The following is a 23418-nucleotide window of genomic DNA, read 5'->3' on the forward strand; positions in this document are numbered from 1 at the left end:
TCGCACCCTGGGCACCGGTGTCACCCGTTGCACCCTGGGCACCTGTCGCGCCCGTGGCACCCGTCGCACCCTGAGCACCCGTGTCACCCGTCGCACCCTGCGCACCCGTGTCACCGGTCGCACCCTGAGCGCCCGTCGCGCCCGTGTCACCCGTCGCACCCTGCGCACCCGTGTCACCCGTCGCACCCTGAGCACCCGTGTCACCGGTCGCACCCTGAGCGCCCGTTGCGCCCGTGTCACCCGTCGCACCTGCGGGACCCTGCGCACCGGTGTCACCGGTCGGACCAGCGGGACCGGTGTCACCGGTGTCACCTTGAACGCCGCCGCCGCCGGGACCGCTCACGCCTGGGGAGCCCGAGGGTCCACTTACACCGTTTGTCGAGCCATGACCGCCGTAGCCACCCTCGCCCTGTGGGCCCCCATATCCACCGTGCGCACCCGGGCCACCGACTCCGCCGTTGCCGCCGTCGCCGCCCTGGCCACCGTCACCGCCGACGCCCTGCTGGCCGAATAGGAACGATCCGCCAGCGTCGCCGCCGCTGCCGCCTTCGCCGCCCGCGCTGGCATTCCCGCCCGGAACACCCACGGTGGCGCTATTCGCACCGTTGGCCCCCCAACCGCCGTTGCCACCATGTCCGCCGTTCCCACCGACACCGATGAGGCTGCCGCCCAGGCCTCCGTTGCCGCCATCGCCTCCGTGGCCACCGGGCAGGCTCGGTGAGATGCTCGCGGCACCGTCGCCCCCGTTACCGCCGTTACCGCCATTGCCCGACGCCAGGACGCCGAAGAGATCGCTGGCAGCCCCCACGCCGCCGCCGTTGCCACCGTTGCCCCCGTTGCCGTCGCCCCCGTTCAGGAACGTGCCCGCACCACCGGCGCCACCGTCTGCGCCAGTGCCCCACCACTCGCCGCCGTTACCGCCGTTACCGCCAGCGGCACCCAGGCCACCGGCGCCACCATCACCCCCGTTGCCGAATCCGCCGGCGTCGCCGCCGTTGCCACCCGCCACGCCCGCGACCGTGCTGCTCCAGCCGGCACCGCCGTCACCGAACCACAGGCCGCCGTTCTCACCATCCGGGTCGGCCTGGGTGCCGTTTGCGCCATCGCAGATCAGGCCACAGAAGTCGCTGGCCGGACCGGTACTGGTCGACCCGAACATCCATCCGGCCGAACTGTTGATGGCCGCGTCAACCTGCATACCCAACGGGCTCGCGATCCAGTTCTCAAGTGCGGCATGCAACGGCGACCAGACATCCTGCTGGAACCATTCGGCCAGTGCATCGGCGGTTCCATTCGTCGAGGGCAACAGGAAGTCCGGCACCGGCGGGACCACGCTTGCAGAGCCGGACAGGTCTAGGTCTCCGGACGCGATACCGCCCGTCACCGCCGCATCGATCATCGGATCGGTAGACAGTGGGGCCAGTACGGCACCCGGGTCCAGCACATCGTCGATGATGTCGGCGTGCGCGAGGCCGGGCGCCATGATCGAGTGCGACTGCATCGCGAAGATCATTGCCAGCGAGGCGACCGAGAAGACTTTCTCCCGACGCCGGTGACGTGCGATGCCCGCCTGCAAGCTGTCGTCCGAACCCTTACGCCGACGGGCCATCTCGTCCCCTCCTTGACAACGGAAGCCGTGTTGGAGCTAAGAGCGCTCCAAGTAACCGCATGAGAGTAACTGAGCTGACCAGATTTCTCATAACGTTCTCTTGGATCTAATCGCTGCGTTGGCGCGACGACCCGGAGGTCACCCGGGCCGGCCCACGCGGTCATCGACACCTCGGGCCGTTCCGATCACGCCGCTACCTGCATGCTTTGGTCAACGCCAGGCCGGGACAATGGACCAACGGTCCACATCGGTGAATGCTGGGATCTTTCTGGCAAATTACCGTTGATATTAATATGTTTATTAACATGTAGTCGTAGGTGGCTGTGACGTATCGCAGACATCACAGATTGAAGCCAGGTTTCCCGCGCGCCCGGCAACCGCGCGCCTCGCCGTCCTACGCCAGCATTGGCGGCGCAAACACGCCGGCAGTCGTCTCAACCCTCACAGATGACGCTGCAGTGCGATTCCGGCTCTGGGCGGGGTCGGGCGTAATCCAATCCGCTGGGCGTCCAGATGTAGTCATCCACCCCAAGCTCCAGCAGTCGGTCGTGGATTCGCGTTTCGTAACGCCCCGAGACGAACCGGACAACCCGCTGTATCTCTTTGTTTCGGGAATGTTGGGTGTTGCCAATCGATTCGGTGTTGTAGAACTGGATGTAGCCGAGCTTGGGGATGTGCACGAAGCGCGTGGTCAGAAAGCTCCGGACCAGCAACTCGTAGTCGTCGGCGACATGGAGCGAACTGTAGCCACCGGCCTCGTGGTACGCCTTGCGAGTCCAGGCTCGGATGTGGTTCGGCACCCCGACGATCCAGCGGATGGTCGCCGAGTTGATACGCAGTGAATCCTGCACCAGATACCGCGTTTTCACCTGTTCACAGGTGGCGTAGTTTTCCGGGTGCCACTCCCAGTGCGCCTTGCCGTAGCCGTATGCGTAATCCTCGCCGTAGTCGTGGAAGACCAACTCCCCTTCGTACTGCTCCGCCCAGTTCGTGTAGGCGACACCGCACTCCGGGTGCTGTGCGAATGCGTCCACGATCCAGGCGATGGCATCCGGCGTCAGCACGTCGTCATGGTCGAGTTCCAGGAAGATATCGCCGGTGGCGACCGAACACAGGTAGCCCTTCAGTTCGCCGATGTTGCCACTGGGCTTCTCAAGGCGATGAAATGACACCCTGTAGTCCGCCCGAATCTCGTCTAGCGCCGCCAGAGTTCCGGGATCCGACGAGTGATCGTCGACGACCACCCACTCCCAGTCGTCGTACGACTGCCGGCGCAACGACCTCCACGTCCGCAGCAGACGTTCCCGGCCGGTGTTGTAGACGGGGGTGTACACACTGACCTTCGGAACCGACCGCCGTCCGTCGCAGCCCGACAGGGCCTGCGCCAGAAAGCAATTCAGCATTTCGATACCGCGCAGATCGGCGGCGCGATCCTTGTGTATCCACTTGCTCCGGATGTAGTGCGGAGCGGCCATCAGATTAGTGAAGCTGTGGATATCGCCGATCGTGACGATGCATTGCGGATCAAGTTCGTTCAGAATCCGCGGCAGGTCGCGGTCGTCGGCGAACAGCGAGAAAGCAAACGTGTCCGCTTCAGTTACTCGAGCCTCGTGGGAGCGCAGTTGGTCAGCGCCGGGAAGCTGGTCCATCGATTCAACGCCGAAGATGGCAACCTTCGGCAGACCGGGATTGCGCATGTCCTCCCTCAGTCCTGGCAGGCTCTGGGCAGCCGACCCGTCCGACGCCGCGCGGGGTGAGGTAGGACCGGGCCGCCTTGGATTACTGCGTCCGGCAGTTTACCCACCAGCGGCGAGCATCCACAGGAGCCGACTGCAGGAATCGCGGCGCAACACACTCAGATCCGGCTCCATGTCACCACCGCGGGGCGGCGCAGGCCCGTCCGCCATGTCAGAATGCGCAGGTCCACCCTCGATACCTTCGGGTGGAAAGTCATGGCACTTCTCAACACCGGAAGGATCGGTCGATGGCTGCTGAGGTGTCGGCTGTGGCCGATCTCGTCTGCTGTTCCCGCCTGACAACAGTTGTCGACATCGGCGCGAATCCAATCGACGGCGACCCGCCCTACAAGTCGATGCTGGATTCTGGGTTGTGCGCGGTGACCGGCTTCGAACCGCAACCTACTGCGCTCGCTGAACTTCAGCGCCAAAAAGGAGCCCTGGAAACCTATCTGCCCTATGCCGTCGGCGATGGCAACACCCATCGACTGAGAGTCACCAGCGCTTCAGGGATGACCAGCATGTTTCGCCCCGACGCCCGGCGACTCGGACTTTTCAACGGGTTCCCGGCGTGGGGCACAGTCGTCGACGAGGTCGACGTACCGACCCGCCGGCTTGACGATATCGACGAGGTCGGCGACTTCGACCTGCTGAAGATCGACATCCAGGGTGGCGAACTGATGACGTTCGCCAATGGTCGACAGAAGCTGGCACAGGCTGTCGCCATCCAGACCGAGGTATCGTTCGTCCCGCTCTACGAGGGGCAGCCGGTCTTCGGTGAGGTCGATCTGGAACTACGCAGGCAAGGCTTTCTGCCACACTCGTTTCCGGCAATCAAGCGCTGGGCGATCACCCCAACCGTATTCGGCGGGAACTTTCGGATCGGCCAGAATCAGCTGCTGGAGGCCGACATCGTGTATGTGCGTGACATCGCCTATCCCGAACTGCTGACCGATGAGCAACTGTCACACCTCGCAATGGTCGCGTTCCACGTCTACGGCTCAATCGACCTCACGCACTTCTGCATCCTTGAGCTGAGCAGACGCGGAAGCAGTGCGGCGGATGCCGGCGCGCAGTTCCTGAACCGCATCGCATCCGACTGAACGACCGCGCACCTGCACCGCGCGCACCGGCGTCCGGCCGTGATCGCACAGGGCGGCCATGTACTGGAGCAAAGAACATGACCTTCCATCCCACACGCCTGGTTCTGGACAAGCCACTAAAGTTCGACACCATGTCCATACCTGACGCCAGTTTCACCCCTGGAGACAGGGGGTGAGTCCCTTGGGGTGGTGGAAATCGGGTGAGTGGGTCCTGACGCTGGTCGGGGGTGTGTCACTCCCGTTGCGGGGGTGGGCCATCGCGTAGGGATGGACGAGTTACCGACCAAAGTGACTCGACCAAAGGACCACGCGATGACCCGTGATCATTCTGCCCTGCTCGCCCGCCTGGATGCGCTCAAGAGTGCTGATGTCGGATCGGTGTTCGCCGAACTGATCCGTTTCAGCCTGCAGGAGCTGATCGAAGCCGAGGCCACCGAAGCCATCGGCGCCGGCCGCTACGAACGCGCAGACGGCCGATCGGCCCAACGCAACGGGCACCGACCCAAGACCGTGACCACGACCAGCGGCGACGTTCAGGTCGCGATCCCCAAGCTGCGGGCCGGGTCGTTCTTCCCGTCGCTGCTCGAGCGCCGTCGGCGTATCGACAAGGCTCTGCACGCGGTGATCATGGAGGCCTACGTGCACGGGGTCTCGACCCGCAACGTCGATGATCTCGTCGCCGCACTGGGGGCAGCCTCGGGGGTGTCGAAGTCCGAGGTCTCTCGCATCTGCGCTGGCCTAGATGCTGAGGTCGCCCGTTTCCGGGAACGCACGTTGACCCACACCAGCTTCCCGTACGTGTTCCTCGATGCCACCTACTGCAAGGTCCGCGTCGGGGCGCACGTGGTGTCTCAGGCCCTGATCGTGGCTACCGGGGTTTCCATCGATGGCACCCGGGAGGTCCTGGGTACTGCGGTCGGTGACAGTGAGTCGTTCGAGTTCTGGCGGGAATTCTGCGTCGGGTTGAAGGCCCGCGGCCTGTCCGGGGTGCACCTGGTCATCTCCGATGCCCACGCCGGCCTCAAAGCCGCTGTCGCACAGCAGTTCGTCGGATCGGCCTGGCAGCGCTGCCGGGTGCATTTCATGCGCAACCTGCACGGGGCGGTCTCGGCTAAGAACATGCCGCCGGTGACCGCAGCGATCAAGACGATCTTCGCCCACACCGACCCCGCTGACGTCGCCGCGCAGTGGGATCAGGTCGTGGCCACCCTGGGATCGTCGTTTCCCAAGGTCGCGCAGATGATGCAGGCCGCCAAGCACGACGTGCTGGCCTTTACCGCGTTCCCACAGGCGCATTGGCAGAAGATCTGGTCGAACAACCCGATCGAGCGGCTGAACAAGGAGATCAAACGCCGCGCTGACGTCGTGGAGATCTTCCCCAACCCGGCCGCATTCCTGCGGCTGGCGACCGCGGTGGTGATCGAACAGCACGATGAGTGGCAGGTCACCCGCCGCTACGTCTCCGACGTCAGCATGGACGAGCTACGGGCGGTGATCGCCGCCAAGCAACACACCACCGAACCAGACCAAACCCAACTCACAATGCTGGAATCAGCTAGCATTCAACATGACTCGTTGATCGCTACACGCTGATCCGAAGTCCACCACCCCACGGGGCACTACCTGGACAGGTCGCGTCGTTCGGTGGTGCCGACGCAGTGATCGAAGTGGAGGCACATTGATGGACGCCGGAACCGTATTCACCTGGGCGCAAAGCTATTTCGACTTCAATGACTTCGCCAATGCCCGCAAGTGGTACACACGGTTCCTGGAGTTGGGCGGATCCGGCGACGAACGCTTCTGCTCGATGTACCGGCTGGCGGTGTCGATGCACAAGCTCGGTGAGGCGTGGCCGGACGTTCAGGATGCCTACCTGCGGGCATGGGCGGTTCAACCGACGAGGGCCGAGCCTCTCCATGCGGTAGCCAGCCACTATCGCAGGGAGAGCCGCTACCGACTGGGTTACCTGTTCGCTCAGCGTGCTGCCGACATTCCGCCCCCTGACCCAGCGGCGCTGTGCATCGACGACGAGGTCTACATCTGGCGCGCACGTGACGAACGGGCAGTATGCGCGGCATGGACCGGCAGGCCAGCCGAGGCGTTCACCCTGAACAGGCAACTGCTGACGCTCCCCGATCTTCCTGCGACGGCTCGCCAGCGAATCGCAAAGAACCGTGACTTCTCCGTTCCCGCAATGCAGGAAGCTGCAACGGCGTACCCCGCCGGGTTGATCGAGAGCATCGTCCCGGGCTTGGCCGACACCGAGGTGACCGTCAGCCTCATCGCCGGACCGAACCGGTCGGTGACCGAGTTGACTTTGAACTCGATCTTGAACTGCTGCCGCGACCTCAATCGAATCGGGCGCTTCCTCGCGGTCGACACCGGTCTCTCACCTGGCGACCGCCACATCCTCCAGGATCGTTACCCGTTCATCGAAGTCGTCGACGCGGATACCACTCAACCGCCTGCCGCCCAACTCCGAACGCTTCGCGCCGAGGTCCGTGGACGATTCTGGCTGCACCTGGGACAGGGGTGGCAGTTCTTTGCACCCGATGACCTGATCACCCGGCTGACTTCGGTGTTGGAGGCTGAGCCACACATATTCCAGGTGGGCGTCAACTTCGCCGACGCAGACGAGCTGACCGGGGTGTGTGCAGCCGAGGACGTGGTCCGGCGGGCACCCGGTGCCGGCCGCTATGTGCCCACCAGTGCGGTTTCGTTGGGCCCGGCCATGTTCCACACCAGTCGGATGGATCAAGCCAGCAACATGGTGGCACCGGCTTCCACCCTGGCCCATGAGCTTGGCCGCGCTGGCTTTAAAACCGCCACACTCGACGAAGTCCTCTGCATCGCTCAGTGCTGATCCGCCGCCGTTTCGACGACACAGAGCACCTCATCCAGAGTCGCAACCTGAATGTCCGTCCGCTCACGGACCACTTCAACCGGATCCCGGTGGGCGTCGCCGATACGACTGAGCCGGTCCAGATCGAACATCGCCGGGCCTGTCACCACGGAATCCACGACAACGTAGCGCCCGGCGCCCGAGGCGCGTCGCACCACGTCCTCGGCTGCACACACCCCGGTCAGCTCGTCTGCGTCGGCGAAGTTGACACCGACCTGCACCACCTCCGGCTCGGCAGCCAGCAGTGCGGACAGCCTGCCCAAGTAGTTCTCGGGCGCAAAGAACCGCCGGCCTCCCTCTAGATGCAGCCACAACCGCCCACTCACACGGGCCCGGATCAGGGCACGGCACTCCCCGCGCTCCGCGGCGGGTGCAACGGGGATGAACTCCAGGAACGGATAACGCCGGGCCAGGAATTGTTGGTCGGCTGCCGCTAGGCCGGCCGCTGCCACCAGGAAGCGGTCGACACGCGACACGTCGAGGCAGCAGTTCAGAAATGAGTTCAGTGCCCGCTCGGTCACCGAGCGGTCCTCGCCCGCGACCATGCTGACGGTCACATCACCGCCACCCCTGCCTACCGTCTGCTGGGCCAGTTCGGCCGGGTAGGCTAGGGCGGCCTGAAGCATTGCGGGAACCGAGAAGTCACGGTTCTTGGCAACTCGCTGCCGCTGCTCCGGTGGCAGGTCCGGCGAGGCGATCAATTGTCGGCACAGGGACAGAGCCTCCCCATGGTTCCCGAGTCGGGACGCGCAGATCGCCTGTTCATCCCGGCAGCGCCACTGGTAGGCGCCGGCATCGACGAACAGCATGTCGTCTTCGGGGAACGGTATCCGGGCTGCCTGCTCAGCGAACAGGTGGCCCAATTGGTATTCACTCTCGATGCGGTATCTGTGTGCGACAGCGTTCAGCGCCTCGGCGCGAGTCGGCCGGAACTCCCACGCTCGTAAGTAGGCATCTTGAACGTCCGGCCACCGCGCACCTGAACGGTCCATCGCCTGGGCGCCTTGAAACATCGAGTAGTAGACCTCCTCGGCCCAGCCACCCATCGCGGCCCGCCGCGCAAACCACTCCCGAGCGTTGTCGAAGTCCCCCAGGTCGAAGTAGCTGCGCGCCAGATAGAACACCGACCGTGCATCCCCCGGGTTCCGTTGGACCTCGGCCAGCAGCAGGTCACGGTCACGCGCATATTTCTGATCATCTTTGTTGCGCGCGCCGAGACGCCGGGAATGAACGTGGTACTCGCCGGCAAGCCGACTGTCGGTAATCGGCTCATCGCACACCGGATATTCGTGAACTACACCCTCGTATCGCCACGGCAGATCGCTCCGGAAAAGTTGCCGACGCCAGTAGCTGGCTGCCGATCGATACCTCAGGTAGTAGACGTCAGCACTGAGTCCGGTGAAATCAGGTACGCCGTTGAGGACGTCGTCGGCATCTATTACCCAGATGTAGTCAGCGTGTCCTCGCGCAAGCTCCAACGCCTCGGAACGGTTATGACCAAAGTCGCGCCACGGTCGCTCATGCAACTCCCCGGGGATACCGAGATCCGCCATGTGGCCTTTGATCAGATTCTGCGTTCCGTCATCGGAGCCCGTATCGACGATCACCCACGAGGCAATATGGGGGGCAACCGAATCCAGCGCCTCCCGAATGACGTGCGCCTCATTGCGGACGATCATGTTCAGACAGATCGTCGGACGCACGTCCGGAGCATCCCACATCGACGAGTCTCGTTTCACCGCTTCGACATGCCGCCAGCTATCTGGTCCCGCTATGTGATGCGAGTCCAGCGCCACAGTCAATATTTCCGGCGCGAGCCTACTGGCGGCGGCATCGACGAGCAAGAAGGCCGCGCCATCCGAGACGGCGACGGATTTCCGCTCTGAGGTGCCGATCGGATACCCTGACCAGGCGTCACGGCGAGGGCGGCTCCGGCCGCCGTTATCGGCGAAGACCTTCACCAGATGGTTGCCTCGATCCTTGCCGTGCCTCATTCCGAGACAGCACGACCACAGGAGTCCCCGATGGCCAAGTCCGCCAGCACCACCAACCAGCTCACCGCCACCGTGCGCACCAAGACCGGCAAGGGCGCCTCGCGTCAGGCCCGCCGCGACGGCAAGGTGCCCGCGGTGCTCTACGGCCACGGCACCGACCCGCAGCACCTGGAGCTCAACGCCCACGACTTCGCGGCCGTGCTGCGCCACTCCGGCACCAACGCGGTGCTGGCCCTCGACATCAACGGCAAGGAGCAGCTGGCGCTGACCAAGGCGCTGGACATCCACCCGATCCGGCGCACCATCACCCACGCCGACCTGCTCGTGGTCAAGCGCGGCGAGAAGGTGACCGTCGAGGTCAACGTCGTCATCGAGGGCGACGCCTTCTCCGGCACCCTGGTCACCCAGGACAGCACCACCGTGGAGATCGAGGCCGAGGCGCTGTCGATCCCCGAGCAGCTGACCGTGAACATCGAGGGCGCCGAGGCCGGCACCCAGTTCACCGCCGGCGGCCTGGAGCTGCCCAAGGGCGTGACCCTGGTCTCCGACCCGGAGCTGCTGCTGGTCAACGTGACCGAGCCGCAGTCCGCCGAGGAGCCGGCCGCCGAGGGCGAGACCGCCGAGGGCGAAACCGCAGCCGCCGAGTCCGAGTAGACCGAGCACGACGTGGCCGAGTCACCGCCGGTGCTGGTGGTCGGCCTGGGCAACCCGGGGCCGAACTACGCGCGCACCCGGCACAATGTGGGCTTTCTGGTCGTCGACCTGCTCGCCGAGCGGATCGGGTCCGGGTTCAAGCTGCACAAGAAATCCGGGGCCGACGTCGCCACCGGCCGGCTCGCCGGCCGGCCGGTGGTGCTCGCCCGGCCCCGCTGCTACATGAACGAGTCCGGCCGTCAGGTCGGTCCGCTGGCCAAGTTCTACTCGGTGCCGGTCGACGGGGTCGCGGTGATTCACGACGACCTCGACCTGGACTTTGGCCGGGTCCGACTCAAGCAGGGCGGCGGCGAGGGCGGCCACAACGGACTGCGCTCGATCTCGCAAGTGCTGGGGTCCAAGGACTATCTGCGGGTGCGGGTCGGGATCGGGCGTCCGCCGGGGCGCCAGGACGTCGTCGACTTCGTGCTGCAGGCGTTCAACACCCGTGAGCGCACCGAGTTGCCGACGATCTGCGAGCAGGCTGCCGACGCCACCGAACTGCTGCTGGAGACGGGGCTGGAGCCGGCGCAGAACGTCGTGCACGCCTGGCCCTGACCGCCGAGCGTGAACGTCACTTCACGCTCGCGGCGGGGAGCGAAGTGGCTAGGTGACCAGGGTGACCGAGTTCGCCCGGCGCAGCTTGCCCGACGGCGTCTTGGGGATGGTCCCCGGTCCGAGCACCACCACGTTGCGGGGCCGCACGTCGCACTCGGTGACCACCTCGTGGGCCACCTGGTGCTCGATGCGGCGGCATTCGGCCGGGTCCTGCCAGGCGTTGGACTCCACCGCCACCGCGAACGTCTCCCGGGAGTGGCCGGCGTCCAGCCGGACCGCCACCGCGCAGCCGGGCCGCACACCGTCGACCTTGCCTGCGGCCCGCTCGATGTCGGTCGGGTAGATGTTGCGGCCGGCCATGATGATGACGTCCTTGACCCGGCCGCAGACCACCATGTGGCCGTTCTCCATCTGGTAGCCCAGGTCGCCGCTGTCGTACCAGCCGTTCTCGTCCTGGGCGGGCAGGAACCCGGCCATCGTCAGGTAGCCGGGCGTCACCGACTCGCCGCGCAGCTGGATGACTCCGACCCCGCGGGCCGGCAGTACCGCGCCGTTGTCGTCGACGACGCGCGCCTCGATACCGGCCAGCAGCGGTCCCAGCGACGGCAGTCGCCGGGTGTTGCCCCGGGTGGCCGGTACGGCTTGGCGGATCGCCGCCAGCAGGTCGGCGTCCACCTCGTCGACGACCAGGCCGGCGTTGCACTCGGAGAACGACACCGCCAGCACCGTCTCGGCCATCCCGTAGGCCGGCAGGATCGCGGTCGGCCGCAGCCCGAACGGCTTGCCGGCATCGATCAGGTCCTCGACGTCAGCGGGCTCCACCGGCTCGGCACCCGACAGTGCGAACCGCAGCGTGGACAGGTCGAACTGGCCGGGGGTGGCTTGCTTGCGCAGCCGCTTGGCGAACAGCGCGTAGGCGAAGTTCGGGGCGGCGGTCATGGTGCCCTTGTACTTGTCGATCAGCTTCGCCCACAGCAGGGTGTCCCGCAGGAAGTCCATCGGGGTGATCTTGACCAGTTCGGCACCGAAGTACATCGGCACGGTCAGGAAGCCGATCATGCCCATGTCGTGGAAGCACGGCAGCCAGCTGACCATGACGTCTTTCTCGACGTCGTACTGCGCGCTGATGAACATCGCCTCGGCGTTGGAGTGGATGTTGCGGTGGGTGATCTGCACCGCCTTCGGCGAACCGGTCGACCCGGACGTCAGCTGCATCAGCGCCAGGTCGTCCTCGCCGGTCTCCACCGGTTCGATCGGGTCGGCGGCCAGCAGTTCCTCGACGGTCAGGACCTTCAGGCCCTTCTCGACCAGCACCGGCATCGCGGCCATGAACGGGTCGGAGATGACGACGGCCTGCGCCTCGATCATGTCGACGACGGTCAGGGTGTCCTCGGCCCACACCGCCAGGTCGGTGCGCGGGGTCGGCTGGTGCAGCATGGTCAGGCTGGCGCCGCGCATCCACAGGCCCTGCGCGGTGGGTGCGATCTCCACCGGCGCACCGGCCAGCACGCCGACCGCGTCCCCGGGGCCGACACCGGCCGCCGCCAGCCCGCCGGCGATGCGGGCGGCGCGCTCGTGCACCTCGCCCCAGGTGTGGCGGACCGGGTTGTGCGGCTCGCCGGTGACCATGCCCTTGCTGCTTTCGCGGGCATTGCGGAACATCTTGTCGGTGAACCTGCTCACGACGGCCTCCTAGCGGGCACCGGGGTCTTCCACATCGGCTGTGATTTCATGGTCCACCTGTGACGGACCACTTCGCGAGAGGCACGCACGCACGGTTCAGGAGCGATTGCGTCTCGAAACAGTAATGCGCGGCAGGCCGGTGCGTGACCACCGCAGCCCGCTGCGAACCGTCGCCCCGAAGAGCCGACGGGCGCCGTGGTTGCAGCGTCGCCCTGCGCGCAATTAGTCACCGCGCAGTATCTTAAACTCCTCTTAATCGACCGGCAAATCGTCGCGCGGGATTGCGGCCTGGGTCACATTCCGGTGGCCGACGACGACACCACCCGGGCGCCGTGCACCGGTCCGCTGGCCACCCGCACCGCGCGTCCGACCCCGACCGCCGCCAACTCGACGGCGACATCGGAGGCGGCATCCCACGACTCGCAGAGGAACGCGCACGTCGGCCCGGAACCGGAGACCATGCCGGCCAGCGCGCCCGCCTCGACCCCGGCGCGCAGGGTCCGCCGGAGTTTCGAGTTCAGGCTGATCGCCGCCGCCTGCAACTCGTTGCCCAGCAGTGGGGCCAGTTGCCGCGGGTCACCGGCGGCCAGCGCCGCCAGCACCGGTTCGGACCCGGCCAGCTCCGGCAGTTTCCGCCCGGAGTCGCGCAGCCGGTCGAGTTCTTTGAAGACGGCGGCCGTGGACAGCCCGCGGTCGGCGAAGACCAGCACCCAGTGGAACGAGTCCCGGCTGAGCACGGTCGCCAGTTCCTCGCCGCGCCCGGTGCCCAGTGCGGTGCCGCCGTGCAGCGCGAACGGCACGTCGCTGCCGAGCCGGGCCGCCAGCGCGTGCAGGTCACGCCGCGGCACGCCCAGCTCCCACAGCACGTTCATGCCGACCAGCACCGCGGCGGCGTCGGCGCTGCCGCCGGCCATCCCGCCGGCCACCGGGATGGACTTGTCGATGGTGATCGCGACGTCCGGGGCGCGGCCGACGTGCTCGGCCATCAGCTCGGCCGCCTGCCAGGCCAGGTTGCGCTTGTCGGTCGGCAGCTTGTCCGCGCCCTCGCCGATGACCCGCAGCGACAGCACGTCGGCGTCGCGGACGGTCACCTCGTCGGTCAGCGACACAGCATGGAAGACGGTGGACAGTTCGTGATAGCCGTCGGCGCGACGGTCGCCGACGGCCAGGTGCAGGTTGAGCTTGCCCGGCACCTGCACGGTGACCGACCCGGTCGGCAGCCACTCGGTGGCGGTGTCTCCGTCGGATGCGGTCACGCCGATGAGACTAGCGTCCGGCGCACGCCTGGGGGTGGCTGCCGCTATCCGAACAGCCCACTGAGTTCAGCGCTGATCGTCGACGCCGCGCTCTGCAGCACCATCACCTCGAACCCGGCCGCCATCGTGGTCAGGCCCGTCATCGCGGCCATCGGCATGCCGAGCGCGTTCACCAGGTCTCCCGCCGCCAGGTACTGGCTGAACAGGTCGAAGGTGTAGGTCGGCAGCGTGGTGAACAGGGCGTTGGCGATGTCCGCCGTCGGCAGCAGCGTCGAATACCCGGTGGAGGCGACGCTGGCCAGCGTGTTGGCGATCTCGGTGAGGCTGGGCAGAGCGACCGCGGCGGCGTGCTGGCCGACGTCGGCCGACGCAGTCGACATCGAGTGCAGGTCCGCCAGGAAGTCGTTGAAGCCCTTCTCGGCTCCGCTGCTCAGGGCGTTGACCAGGTCGGTGGGGTTGATCTCCCCGGCGCCGGTGCCGAAGCTGGGCATGAACCCGAACGGGGTGGCTACGTTCGCCGGCCCCTGGTCCCAGCCGTCGTCGATGCTGCCGTAGCCGAGGTTGACCAGCACCTTCAGGTCCGGCTGCAGCAGGTCGGCGATCGCGTTGCCGAAGGGGTTGCCGCGCAACAGATCCAGCAGCGGCAGGTTCTCGGTGGGGATCATGTAGTAGTTGGTGGCGTCCGCGGCGGTGGTGGTGCCGTCGGGCAGTTCGAACGGCAGATCCTTCGACCCGGGCAACAGTTCCGCGGTCGCCAACTGGGCGTCGGTGAGGCTGGGGTAGGTGCCGTGCACGAACATGATGCCGAGGAAGGCGTTGAGGTCGGCGAGGAAGTTCAGCGGGTACTTGGGGAAGCCGGCGAAGCCGTCGTATTCCTGGGTGTAGATCGCGGTGTCCCACGGCCCGTCGGCCGGGGTGGCCCCGCTGAACGTCACCCCCAGGCTCGGGATCGTCAACTCCGGCAGCTTGGCGCCGACGCCCGGCAGCGAGGTGATGTCGAACCGGGACAGCAGCCCGCCGTCAGGGTTGCTGGGGTCGCCGAGCATCACGAACGACAGTTGGTCGGCGGTGGGCCGCTGGTCGGCCGGCAGTGCCAGCAGGTTCTTCATCTCCAGCGAGTTGATCGTGGCGCTCTGCGAGTAGCCGAGGACGACGAGGTGGTTGCCGTCGGCGATCTGCTGGTGGATGGTCTGGTCGAGGATCTGCACGCCCTGGACCAGTGACGGGTCCAGCTCCAGGGTCTTCACCCCGGTCAGCGGGTAGAGCCCCTCGGGGGTGAACAGCGGGTTCTGGGCGGTCACCGGGAAGATCTGCTGACCGTCGAACTTCGGCGACGACGGGTCGATGAACCGGTCGGTGATGGCCGCCATGTAGTCGGCCGGCGGGATCGGCAGGCCGCTGCCGCCCATGATCCACGCCTCGGTGTCCAGCAGGGTGGCTTCGGCGGCAACGGTTTTCAGCGCAGCCGACAGGCCGGGGGTGAGCACCGGGGCCACTCCCAGCGCGGCGGTGCCCAGCACCGCCAGTGACACCGAACCCAGTGAACGCAATCCCCGAGCTGTCATCGCACCCTCCCCGACTCGCTTATGTCCGTCTACACGCTTTTCTGCGATACATCTCTTGGCAGTAAATCATATTGCTCTCAGTTTGAACCGCGTCGGCCCGCCTTGTCGCCGCCGGTCTCCGCCACCCGCATAATCTGGAACCTATGGGCGCAGCCGGCGGGGAATTCGGCGGCTACCTGATCGATCACGAGGTCGGGCGCGGCGGCCACGCGGTCGTGTACCGGGCGCAGCACGGCGCCGACGGCCGCCCGGTGGCACTGAAGGTGCTCGACGAACGTCACCGCACGCCCGTCGAGCAGGCCCGACTGGACCGCGAGTTCGAGTTCGCGCGTGAAGTCGACCACCCGAACGTCGTAACGATGTACGACCGTGGCGAGTATTGGCTGGCGATGCAGTACGTCGACGGCGGCAAGTCCACCCGGCTACGCAGCCTCGACGACCAGTTGACCGTGCTAGCCCAGATCGCGGACGCACTGGACTGCACCCACCATCGCGGCATCGTGCACTGCGACGTCAAACCCGCCAACATCCTTGTCCCGGCGGACTTTCCGACGACCGGGGCGGTGCTGGTGGACTTCGGTGTGGCACACGCCGTGGTGGAAGACGTCGGTCGGCACCAACAGGATCCGCAGGTGTCGCTGCCCTACGCCGCCCCCGAGGTACTGCTCGGCCGCGCCCCGTCGGCCGCCTCCGACGAGTACGCGCTGGCCTGCACCGCCGTCGAGCTGTTCACCGGCACAACACCTTTCACCGAGGCCAACGCAGCCGAAATGGTCGACGCGCAGCTGCATCGGGCACCGCCGGCACTCTCACGCGAATTCGACTGGCTGCCGAAGGCGTTCGACGTCGTGCTGGGCCGGGCGATCGCGAAGATCCCGGAGGTGCGCTACCGATCATGCACCGAACTCGTCGAGAACCTGCGGCGGGTGCTCGGCTAATCGGGCTGGCGGGCCAGCCGCACGAAGTCGTCGATCGCCAGGGTCTCGCCGCGCAGCATCGGGTCGATGCCGGCGGCCGTCAGCCGGTCCGCGGCCTCCGCGCCGGAACCCGCCCAGTCGGCGAACGCATTACGAATGGTCTTGCGGCGCTGGGCGAATGCGATGTCGATCAGCGTGAAAACCCGGCGCCGGAACGCGTCGTCGCTCGGCCACGGCGCTTCGTCGTAGCGTTCGATGCGCACCAGGCCGGAGTTGACCCGCGGCACCGGCCAGAACACGCTGGGCGGCACCGTCCCGAACCGGCGCACGGTCCCGAAGAACCGGGCCTTGGCGCTGGGCACGCCGTAGTCCCGGCCCCCCGGTTCGGCGGCCAGCCGCTCAGCCACCTCCAACTGCACCATCACCAGCACGGTGCGGATCGACGGGAATTCACAGAGCAGGTGCAGCAGTGCCGGGACGGCGACGTTGTACGGCAGGTTCGCGACGACGGCGGTCGGTTCGACGGCGACCTCGCCGTGCCGCAGCGTCAGGACGTCGCGGTTGATCACCGTCAGCCGGTCGGCGGCGTCGGGCGCGTGCTCGGCAACGGTTTGCGGCAGCCGCCCGGCGAGCACCGGGTCGATCTCGACCGCGAGCACCTGCGGACCGCACTCCAGCAGGGCCAGCGTCAGCGACCCCAGGCCGGGCCCGACCTCCAGGACGTGGTCGTCAGCGCCCACCCCGGCACCGGTGGCGATCCGCCGCACCGTGTTGGCGTCGTGAACGAAGTTCTGGCCGAAGGATTTCCGCGGGTGGAAGTCGAGTTCGTCGGCCAGTCTGCGAATCTCGGTGCGGCCCAGCAGGCGGATTATCAGCGTCGTCCGCTGCAGACCGGCCAGGCGCCCCAGCCCTGACGCGCCTGGGTGACCTCGGCGATGGCGATCTGCTCCTCGCGGGTGGCCATATCGGCGCGCGGCGCGTACTTGAGCCCGCCGTTGGCGATCCAGGTGCCGTAGTCGAACTGCACCCCACCGTAGAAGCCGTTGCCGGTGTTGATCGCCCAGTTGTTGTGCGACTCGCAGCCGGCGATCCGGTCCCACGCCGCACCGTACTTCGACTCCGGCACCTCGGTGCCCGGCTTGGCGCCGACCCGCAGCACCGAGTCACGGGCCGGGCTCACCACGGTGTTGGACACCGGCAGCCGGCCGGTCTCGACGCCGTTGACGGTGGCCACCGAGAACGTCACGTCCTGGGTGCCGGGCGTGCCGGCGTCCTCGACGACCTGCCGGCTCATGTTCATCTCCGCGTCCTCGATCCGCCGCGCGGTCGGGGGCAGCGCGACCCGCTCGGTGACCTGACCGACCCGGATCCGGGTGACCTGGATCTGCATGCCCTCGGTCACCGGCGTCGACGCCGCCGGCGTCACCTTGTCGGCCTGCTCCAGCGGGGCGCCGTCGGCACTCAGCAGCTCACCCACGTTGGCCGCGGCCCGGCGCACCGTGCGCAGCACGCCGCCGTCGTCGATCTGCACGTTCTTGGCGCTGACGACCGGCAGTGCCATGCCGGCCAGCGGCACCCGGCTGCCGCGGGAGGCGGCGGCCGGGGCGGTGTCGGTCATCGACAGCTGGGCCAGCGCCTCGTCGACCGAGAGCGCCGTCGTCCAGAACTGCTTGGTCTCCCGGCCGTCCGTGGAGATCTGCAGCGGCCGGCTGCGGCGCAGCACGATGGTGTCGGCGTCACGCACCTGGGCGTCGCGGGCCGGCGACACGTCGTCGCGCTCGCCGACGTCGAACCCGTTCTCCGCGATGATGTCGATCACCCGCGAACGCATGGTCGTGACCGTGACCGGCGACCCGTCGACGTCCAGCGTCACGGTCTTGTTGCTGGCGACGGCGAACCCGCCGGCGAAGATCAGCGACACCAGCAACGCTCCGACGAGCAGTCGCAGCATGGGCGAGGGGGCCTGGTTCAACCTGGTCACAATGTTCAACGCGATTCCGTTCCCTACCCCCGGGCGACTTCACAGCAAAGACTTCACAGCATGAAGGGGCCACCGTCGGCCCCGTTTGATAACAAGACGGTAACGAACCCGAGGCCGGTCTTCAACCGAATGTGACCTGCTCGACGGTCAGCCCAGTCGATACACCCGCCGGGCATTGCCGCTCGTCACCTGCGCCAACGCCTCCGCCCCCACCCCGAGCAGTTCCGCCAACGCCCTGACAGTGTAGGGCAGGCAGTACGGCTCATTCGGTGCTCCGCGATACGGATGGGGCGTGAGAAACGGTGCGTCGGTCTCCACCAGCAACTGATCCCGCGGGATCAACGGCACCGCCTCGCGCAGGTCACGCGCATTTTTGAAGCTGACCGTGCCGGACAGGCTGAGCAGCCAGCCGGCGTCGACGCAACTGTGAGCCATGTCGGGTCCGGACGAGAAGCAATGGAAGATCACGGTCTCGGGAGCACCTTCGGCGGCCAACACGTCGAGCACCGCGGTGTCGGCGTCCCGGTTGTGGATCATCAGCGGCTTGCCGGTCCGCTTGGCCAGGTCGATGTGCCAGGCGAACGCCTCGCGCTGCACGGCCGGGTCGGCGCAGCCGTCGAGCTTCCCCGGCCAGTACAGGTCCAACCCGGTCTCGCCGATCGCCACCACCCGGGGGTGCGCGGCCAGCGCCTCGATCTCGGCGCGGGCGGCGTCGTCCAGCGCGTTCGCCCGGGTCGGGTGCAGCGCGACCGCGGCGTACACCCGGTCATCCCAGTCGGCGGCGGCGACCGCGAACCGCGCCGCGGCCAGGTCGTCGGCGATGGTCACGACCGCCTCCACGCCGACCGCCGCGGCCCGGTCACAGATCGCACGGACCCCGGCCGCGTCGGCGGCGCCGCAGGCGTCGAGGTGGGTGTGCGCGTCGATCAGCGGACCCAGCGGTGACGGGGCGGGCGGGGCGACGCGCTCGGCTGGCCGTTTTGAACTCACGCGCACACCATAAAGTGGACTCCCAATGAAGCCCTACTACATCACCACGGCGATCACCTACCCCAACGGCGACCCGCACATCGGACACGCCTACGAGTACATCGCCACCGACGCGGTCGCCCGGTTCCGCCGGCTCGACGGCTTCGACGTGCGCTACCTGACCGGCACCGACGAGCACGGCCTGAAGATGGTGGAGACCGCCGCCGCCCTCGGTGTCCCGACCGCGGAGCTGGCCCGGCGCAACTCCGACACCTTCCAGCGGTTGCAGGAGAAGCTGGGCATCTCCTTCGACCGGTTCATCCGCACCACCGACGCCGACCACATCGAGGCCTCCAAGGCGATCTGGGAGAAGATGGCGGCGGCGGGCGATATCTACCTGGACACCTATTCGGGCTGGTACTCGGTGCGTGACGAGCGGTTCTTCACCGAGGGCGAGACGCGGGTCGGAGACGACGGGGTGAGGGTCGCGATCGAGACCGGCACCCCGGTCACCTGGACCGAGGAGCAGACCTACTTCTTCCGGCTGTCGGCCTACACCGAGAAGCTGCTGGCGCACTACGACGCGAACCCGGACTTCATCGCCCCCGACGTGCGCCGCAACGAGGTGGTCAGCTTCGTCTCCGGCGGCCTGCGCGACCTGTCGATCTCCCGGACCACCTTCGACTGGGGTGTTCCGGTCCCCGGGCACCCCGACCACGTCATGTACGTCTGGGTGGACGCACTGACCAACTATCTGACCGGCGCCGGCTACCCCGACACCGACTCGGACCTGTACCGCACCTACTGGCCGGCCGATCTGCACATGATCGGCAAGGACATCATCCGGTTCCACACCGTGTACTGGCCGGCGTTTCTGATGTCAGCCGGCCTGCCGCTGCCCAAGCGGGTCTTCGCGCACGGCTTCCTGCTCAACAGCGGCGAGAAGATGAGCAAGTCGCTGGGCAACGTCGTCGACCCGGGCGCGCTGATCGACGAGTTCGGGGTGGATCAGGTCCGCTACTTCCTGCTGCGTGAGATCCCGTTCGGTCAGGACGGCTCCTACAGCCACGAGGCGATCGCCGCCCGGGTCAACGCCGACCTGGCCAACGAACTCGGCAACCTGGCGCAGCGGTCGCTGTCGATGGTCGGCAAGAACCTCGACGGGGTGGTGCCGGCGCCCGGCGACCCGACCGCCGAGGACACCGAACTGCTGGCACTGGCCGACGGGCTGCTGGCCAAGGTGCGCGGCCACTTCGAGGTGCAGGCCATGCACCTGGGGCTGGAGGCGATCTGGCTGATGCTGGGCGCGGCGAACCGGTACTTCGCGGCGAACGAGCCGTGGAAGCTGGCCAAGAGTGACGCCGCGGCCGACCAGGCCCGGTTCGGCACGGTCCTGTACACGACGCTGGAGGTGGTGCGGATCGCCGCGCTGCTGGTGCAGCCGGTGATGCCCGAGTCGGCCGGCAAGCTGCTGGACCTGCTCGGCCAGGATCCGGCGGACCGCACGTTCGCCGCCATCGGTGAGCGGATCAAGCCGGGCGGCACGCTGCCGGCGCCGAGCGGCGTCTTCCCGCGCTACCAGGGCTGACCGCCTACGGAGGACCGTTCGCCGGTGAGACGGGCCACACGATGTCACGTTTCGCGGCGCCCCGGTGTCTTGAGGACATGAGCAACACCGCGAATTCCCCCGACACCCGCACCCGCGTCGTCGTCATCGGCGGCGGCTACGCCGGCACCATGGCCGCCAATCGCCTGCTGGTGCGCCCCGACATCGACATCACCGTGGTCAATCCCCGACCGGTGTTCGTCGAACGGATCCGATTGCACCAGCATGTGGCAGGCACCTACCGGGCCGACATCGACTATGACAACCTGCTCGGCAAGGGCATCCGGCTGCTGGTCGACTCCGCCGGCCGGATCGACACCGCCGGCCGCCGCATCGAGTTGACCTCGGGCGCCGACCTGCCCTACGACTACCTCATCTACGCCGTCGGCAGCACCGGAGCGATCAGCCCCACGGTTCCCGGAGCCACCGAATTCGCCTACTCCATCAGCGAATTCGAGTCCGGGCAACGGCTGCTGACGCGGCTGTCCGAGCTGGTGCCGGACGCTGCGGTGACCGTGGTCGGCGGCGGGCTGACCGGAATCGAGACCGCCGCCGAACTGGCCGGCCGCGGCCGGGCCGTCACCCTGGTCTGCGGCGGCACACTCAGCTCTTCCCTGAACGCCTCCGGTCGCCGTTCAGTGGCCAAGGCGCTGCGCAAACTCGGTGTCGAGGTGCTCGAGGCCGCCACGGTCGCGGCAGTGCGCGCCGACGCGGTGGTGCTGGGCGACGACCGAATGTTGCCCAGCGCGGTGACGGTGTGGACGGCCGGGTTCGGCGTTCCGGACCTGGCCTCCGACAGTGGACTGGCCACCGACACACTGGGTCGGCTGCTCACCGACGAGACCCTGACCAGCATTGACAGCCCGAGGATCGTGGCGGCCGGGGATGCGGTGGCACCGGCCGGCCGGCCACTGCGAATGAGCTGCCAGGCCGCGATACCGCTGGGCGCTCAGGCCGCCGACACCGTCCTGGCCCGCATCGCCGGCACCCCGCCGGCCGCGCTGGACCAGGCCTTCTTCAGCCAGTGCATCAGCCTGGGCCGCAGTGCGGGCACCGTCCAGTTCACCCGCCGCGACGACACCCCGGTCAGGGCGTTCCTCGGCGGCCGACTGGCCGCGGCGGTCAAGGAGATGATCTGCAGGGCCACCGTGTGGGGCATCCGCCGTGAGGGGGTCAAGCCCGGCTCGTACCGTTGGCTCAAGGGCGGTACCCGGGCAGGTTCGACCGAGCAGGAGGCGGCAGTGTGACCGCTGATCAGACCCGACGATTCACTGAACTGCGGCCGCTGCTGTTCACCATCGCCTACGAAATCCTGGGCTCGACAACCGAATCCGACGATGTCCTGCAGGACAGCTACCTGCGGTGGGCCGAGGTCGACATGGCAACCGTGCGAGACGTCAAGTCGTATCTGGCCCGATTGGTCACCCGCCAGGCGCTCAACGCGCTGCGGGCCGATGCCCGGCGCCGTGAGGAGTATGTCGGCCCGTGGCTGCCCGAACCGCTGCTGCTCGACGAACAGGACCCGTCGGCCGACGTCGTGCTGGCCGAGTCGGTGTCGATGGCGATGCTGGTGGTGCTCGAGACGCTCAGTCCCGACGAGCGCGCGGTGTTCGTGCTGCGCGAGGTGTTCGGGTTCGACTACGACGAGATCGGCGCCGCAGTGGGCAAGTCGACCCCCGCGACCCGTCAGGTCGCGCACCGGGCCCGCGGGCACGTCCAGGCCCGACGGCCGCGCTTCACCCCGGTGGACCCGGCCGAGAACGAGCGGATCACCGCCGAGTTCATGGCCGCGGCGGCCGGCGGGGATCTGCAGACCGTGCTGGCGATGCTGGCGCCCGATGTCACCTACACCGCCGACGGCGGCGGCAAGGTCAGCGCGGCACGCCGACCGGTTCTCGGGGCCGACAGGGTCGGCAGGGCGGTCATCGGGCTGCTGCGCATCGGGGCGCAACAACCTGACATCCGAGTGGAGATGGCGACCTGCAACTCCGCCCCGGCGGTACTGGTCTACAACGCCGACCGGCTCGAAGGCGTGTTCACCGTCGAGATCACCGACGGTCTGATCACCAACTTCTACGCGATGCGCAACCCGGACAAGTTGACGGCGCTGACGGCAGCCCGGGAGATCACCCGCAGCGCAGACGTCTGACGAGCTAGTGCGGTGCACGTCGCGGTGCCCGGGCTGAGCAAACCGATCGACATACCGAACGCCGATTAACGTTCCATAACGGTGACGTTCCGAATAGGATCAGTCATAATCCATGCGCAGCGGTATGTCAGGTTCGGTACCGGAAGCGCACAGACGGCGGGTCCAGGCTGGTTCAGGCCCGGTCAGGCAGCTGACGACACGGTTGGGGGCATGGTGGAAGGAACCACCAGACGTCGGGCTCCCCATGCCGCGACGAGCCCGCGGCGCACCGGGACCGTCCTCGACCACGACGACCTGGATTTCAGCGCGGACCGCCTGCACGACGGGATCGGCCGCGACGCGCTGCGGCTGCGCTACCTGCCCGAGGTCGACCTGGCCACCGGTGCGGTCGTGGCGGCCGAGGCACTGGTCCGCTGGCAGCACCCCACCCGGGGACTGCTGCTGCCGGATTCGTTCATCGACGTCGCCGAATCGACCAGCGCCATCACCGAGTTGGGCCGCTGGGTGCTGCGCAACGCCTGCGCCGACCTGAGCCGCTGGCGGTCACACGGGATCGGCCGGTCCGCCACGCTGCGCGTCAACGTCGCACCGGCCGAACTGACCAGCCCGGACTTCGCGGGCACCGTCGCCGACACGCTCGCCGAATTCGGCATCGACGGCCCCTCGGTCTGCCTGGAGATCACCGAACGCGCGATGG

19 protein-coding genes are annotated in these 23418 nt (G+C 67.5%); 10 read left to right on the forward strand and 9 right to left on the reverse strand.

Annotation, left to right across the window (positions count from 1 at the left end; genetic code table 11):
- Positions 1-1609: PGRS repeat-containing protein (locus KIH27_RS23050; RefSeq protein ID WP_372451415.1), on the reverse strand; the 1609-nt coding region annotated here is incomplete at its 3' end.
- A gap of 434 nt (positions 1610-2043) precedes the next feature.
- Positions 2044-3306, reverse strand: a complete 1263-nt coding sequence (locus KIH27_RS18130; RefSeq protein ID WP_214094365.1) for a glycosyltransferase — start codon at positions 3304-3306, stop codon at positions 2044-2046.
- Between the two features lie 287 nt (positions 3307-3593).
- On the opposite strand from KIH27_RS18130, the gene KIH27_RS18135 reads away from it, so the two are divergent.
- From KIH27_RS18135 to KIH27_RS18145, 3 genes are all read left to right on the forward strand, one after another.
- Positions 3594-4448, forward strand: a complete 855-nt coding sequence (locus KIH27_RS18135; RefSeq protein WP_214094366.1) for an FkbM family methyltransferase — start codon at positions 3594-3596, stop codon at positions 4446-4448.
- A gap of 312 nt (positions 4449-4760) precedes the next feature.
- Positions 4761-6041 carry an IS256 family transposase gene (locus KIH27_RS18140; RefSeq protein WP_214094367.1) on the forward strand — a complete coding sequence of 427 codons (1281 nt, stop codon included), beginning with the start codon at positions 4761-4763 and terminating at the stop codon, positions 6039-6041.
- An 88-nt stretch (positions 6042-6129) separates the two neighbouring features.
- Positions 6130-7311: a tetratricopeptide repeat protein gene (locus KIH27_RS18145; RefSeq protein WP_214094368.1), complete on the forward strand. Its 1182-nt coding sequence runs from the start codon at positions 6130-6132 to the stop codon at positions 7309-7311.
- Here the strand turns inward: KIH27_RS18145 and KIH27_RS18150 are convergent.
- Entirely contained in the window at positions 7302-9344 is a 2043-nt protein-coding gene (locus tag KIH27_RS18150; RefSeq protein ID WP_250150345.1) for a glycosyltransferase, read from the reverse strand. The genes KIH27_RS18145 and KIH27_RS18150 overlap by 10 nt on opposite strands.
- A 30-nt stretch (positions 9345-9374) precedes the next feature.
- On the opposite strand from KIH27_RS18150, the gene KIH27_RS18155 reads away from it, so the two are divergent.
- Positions 9375-9998: a 50S ribosomal protein L25/general stress protein Ctc gene (locus KIH27_RS18155; RefSeq protein ID WP_214094369.1), complete on the forward strand. Its 624-nt coding sequence runs from the start codon at positions 9375-9377 to the stop codon at positions 9996-9998.
- 12 nt (positions 9999-10010) lie between these two features.
- On the forward strand, positions 10011-10595 hold the full coding sequence (gene pth / locus KIH27_RS18160; RefSeq protein WP_214094370.1) for an aminoacyl-tRNA hydrolase: 585 nt from the start codon (positions 10011-10013) through the stop codon (positions 10593-10595).
- A 48-nt stretch (positions 10596-10643) separates the two neighbouring features.
- Here the strand turns inward: pth and KIH27_RS18165 are convergent, their stop codons facing one another.
- The 3 genes from KIH27_RS18165 to KIH27_RS18175 form a co-directional block, all read right to left on the reverse strand.
- Entirely contained in the window at positions 10644-12278 is a 1635-nt protein-coding gene (locus KIH27_RS18165) for a fatty acyl-AMP ligase (protein ID WP_214094371.1), read from the reverse strand.
- Positions 12279-12571: 293 nt separating this feature from the next.
- Positions 12572-13534: a 4-(cytidine 5'-diphospho)-2-C-methyl-D-erythritol kinase gene (locus KIH27_RS18170; protein ID WP_214094372.1), complete on the reverse strand. Its 963-nt coding sequence runs from the start codon at positions 13532-13534 to the stop codon at positions 12572-12574.
- Positions 13535-13578: 44 nt separating this feature from the next.
- Positions 13579-15099, reverse strand: a complete 1521-nt coding sequence (locus KIH27_RS18175) for a PE-PPE domain-containing protein (protein ID WP_214094373.1) — start codon at positions 15097-15099, stop codon at positions 13579-13581.
- 143 nt (positions 15100-15242) lie between these two features.
- On the opposite strand from KIH27_RS18175, the gene KIH27_RS18180 reads away from it, so the two are divergent.
- The gene (locus KIH27_RS18180; protein ID WP_214094374.1) at positions 15243-16037 is read left to right on the forward strand and encodes a serine/threonine-protein kinase; all 795 of its coding nucleotides are present in this window, start codon (positions 15243-15245) and stop codon (positions 16035-16037) included.
- Here the strand turns inward: KIH27_RS18180 and rsmA are convergent.
- From rsmA to KIH27_RS18195, 3 genes are all read right to left on the reverse strand, one after another.
- Positions 16034-16924, reverse strand: coding sequence for a 16S rRNA (adenine(1518)-N(6)/adenine(1519)-N(6))-dimethyltransferase RsmA (gene rsmA, locus KIH27_RS18185; RefSeq protein ID WP_372451417.1), 891 nt, complete (start codon positions 16922-16924; stop codon positions 16034-16036). The two genes, KIH27_RS18180 and rsmA, sit on opposite strands and share 4 nt — an antisense overlap.
- Positions 16888-17967 carry a resuscitation-promoting factor gene (locus tag KIH27_RS18190; protein WP_372451416.1) on the reverse strand — a complete coding sequence of 360 codons (1080 nt, stop codon included), beginning with the start codon at positions 17965-17967 and terminating at the stop codon, positions 16888-16890. Before KIH27_RS18190 ends, rsmA begins: the two co-directional genes overlap by 37 nt.
- A gap of 177 nt (positions 17968-18144) precedes the next feature.
- Positions 18145-18993 (reverse strand): TatD family hydrolase, encoded by an 849-nt coding sequence (locus KIH27_RS18195; RefSeq protein WP_214094376.1) that lies wholly within the window; start codon positions 18991-18993, stop codon positions 18145-18147.
- A gap of 19 nt (positions 18994-19012) precedes the next feature.
- Here KIH27_RS18195 and metG point away from each other — a divergent pair, with 19 nt between their 5' ends.
- The 4 genes from metG to KIH27_RS18215 all read left to right on the forward strand — a co-directional run.
- Positions 19013-20554 (forward strand): methionine--tRNA ligase, encoded by a 1542-nt coding sequence (gene metG / locus KIH27_RS18200; protein WP_214094377.1) that lies wholly within the window; start codon positions 19013-19015, stop codon positions 20552-20554.
- 77 nt (positions 20555-20631) lie between these two features.
- Positions 20632-21819 carry an NAD(P)/FAD-dependent oxidoreductase gene (locus KIH27_RS18205; protein WP_214094378.1) on the forward strand — a complete coding sequence of 396 codons (1188 nt, stop codon included), beginning with the start codon at positions 20632-20634 and terminating at the stop codon, positions 21817-21819.
- The gene (locus KIH27_RS18210; protein WP_214094379.1) at positions 21816-22721 is read left to right on the forward strand and encodes an RNA polymerase sigma-70 factor; all 906 of its coding nucleotides are present in this window, start codon (positions 21816-21818) and stop codon (positions 22719-22721) included. The genes KIH27_RS18205 and KIH27_RS18210 overlap by 4 nt, the downstream gene beginning before the upstream one ends.
- A gap of 210 nt (positions 22722-22931) precedes the next feature.
- The coding region (locus tag KIH27_RS18215; RefSeq protein WP_214094380.1) for an EAL domain-containing protein at positions 22932-23418 on the forward strand (487 nt) is incomplete at its 3' end.

This window comes from Mycolicibacter acidiphilus (genome assembly GCF_018455725.1).
GTDB lineage: Bacteria > Actinomycetota > Actinomycetes > Mycobacteriales > Mycobacteriaceae > Mycobacterium > Mycobacterium acidiphilum.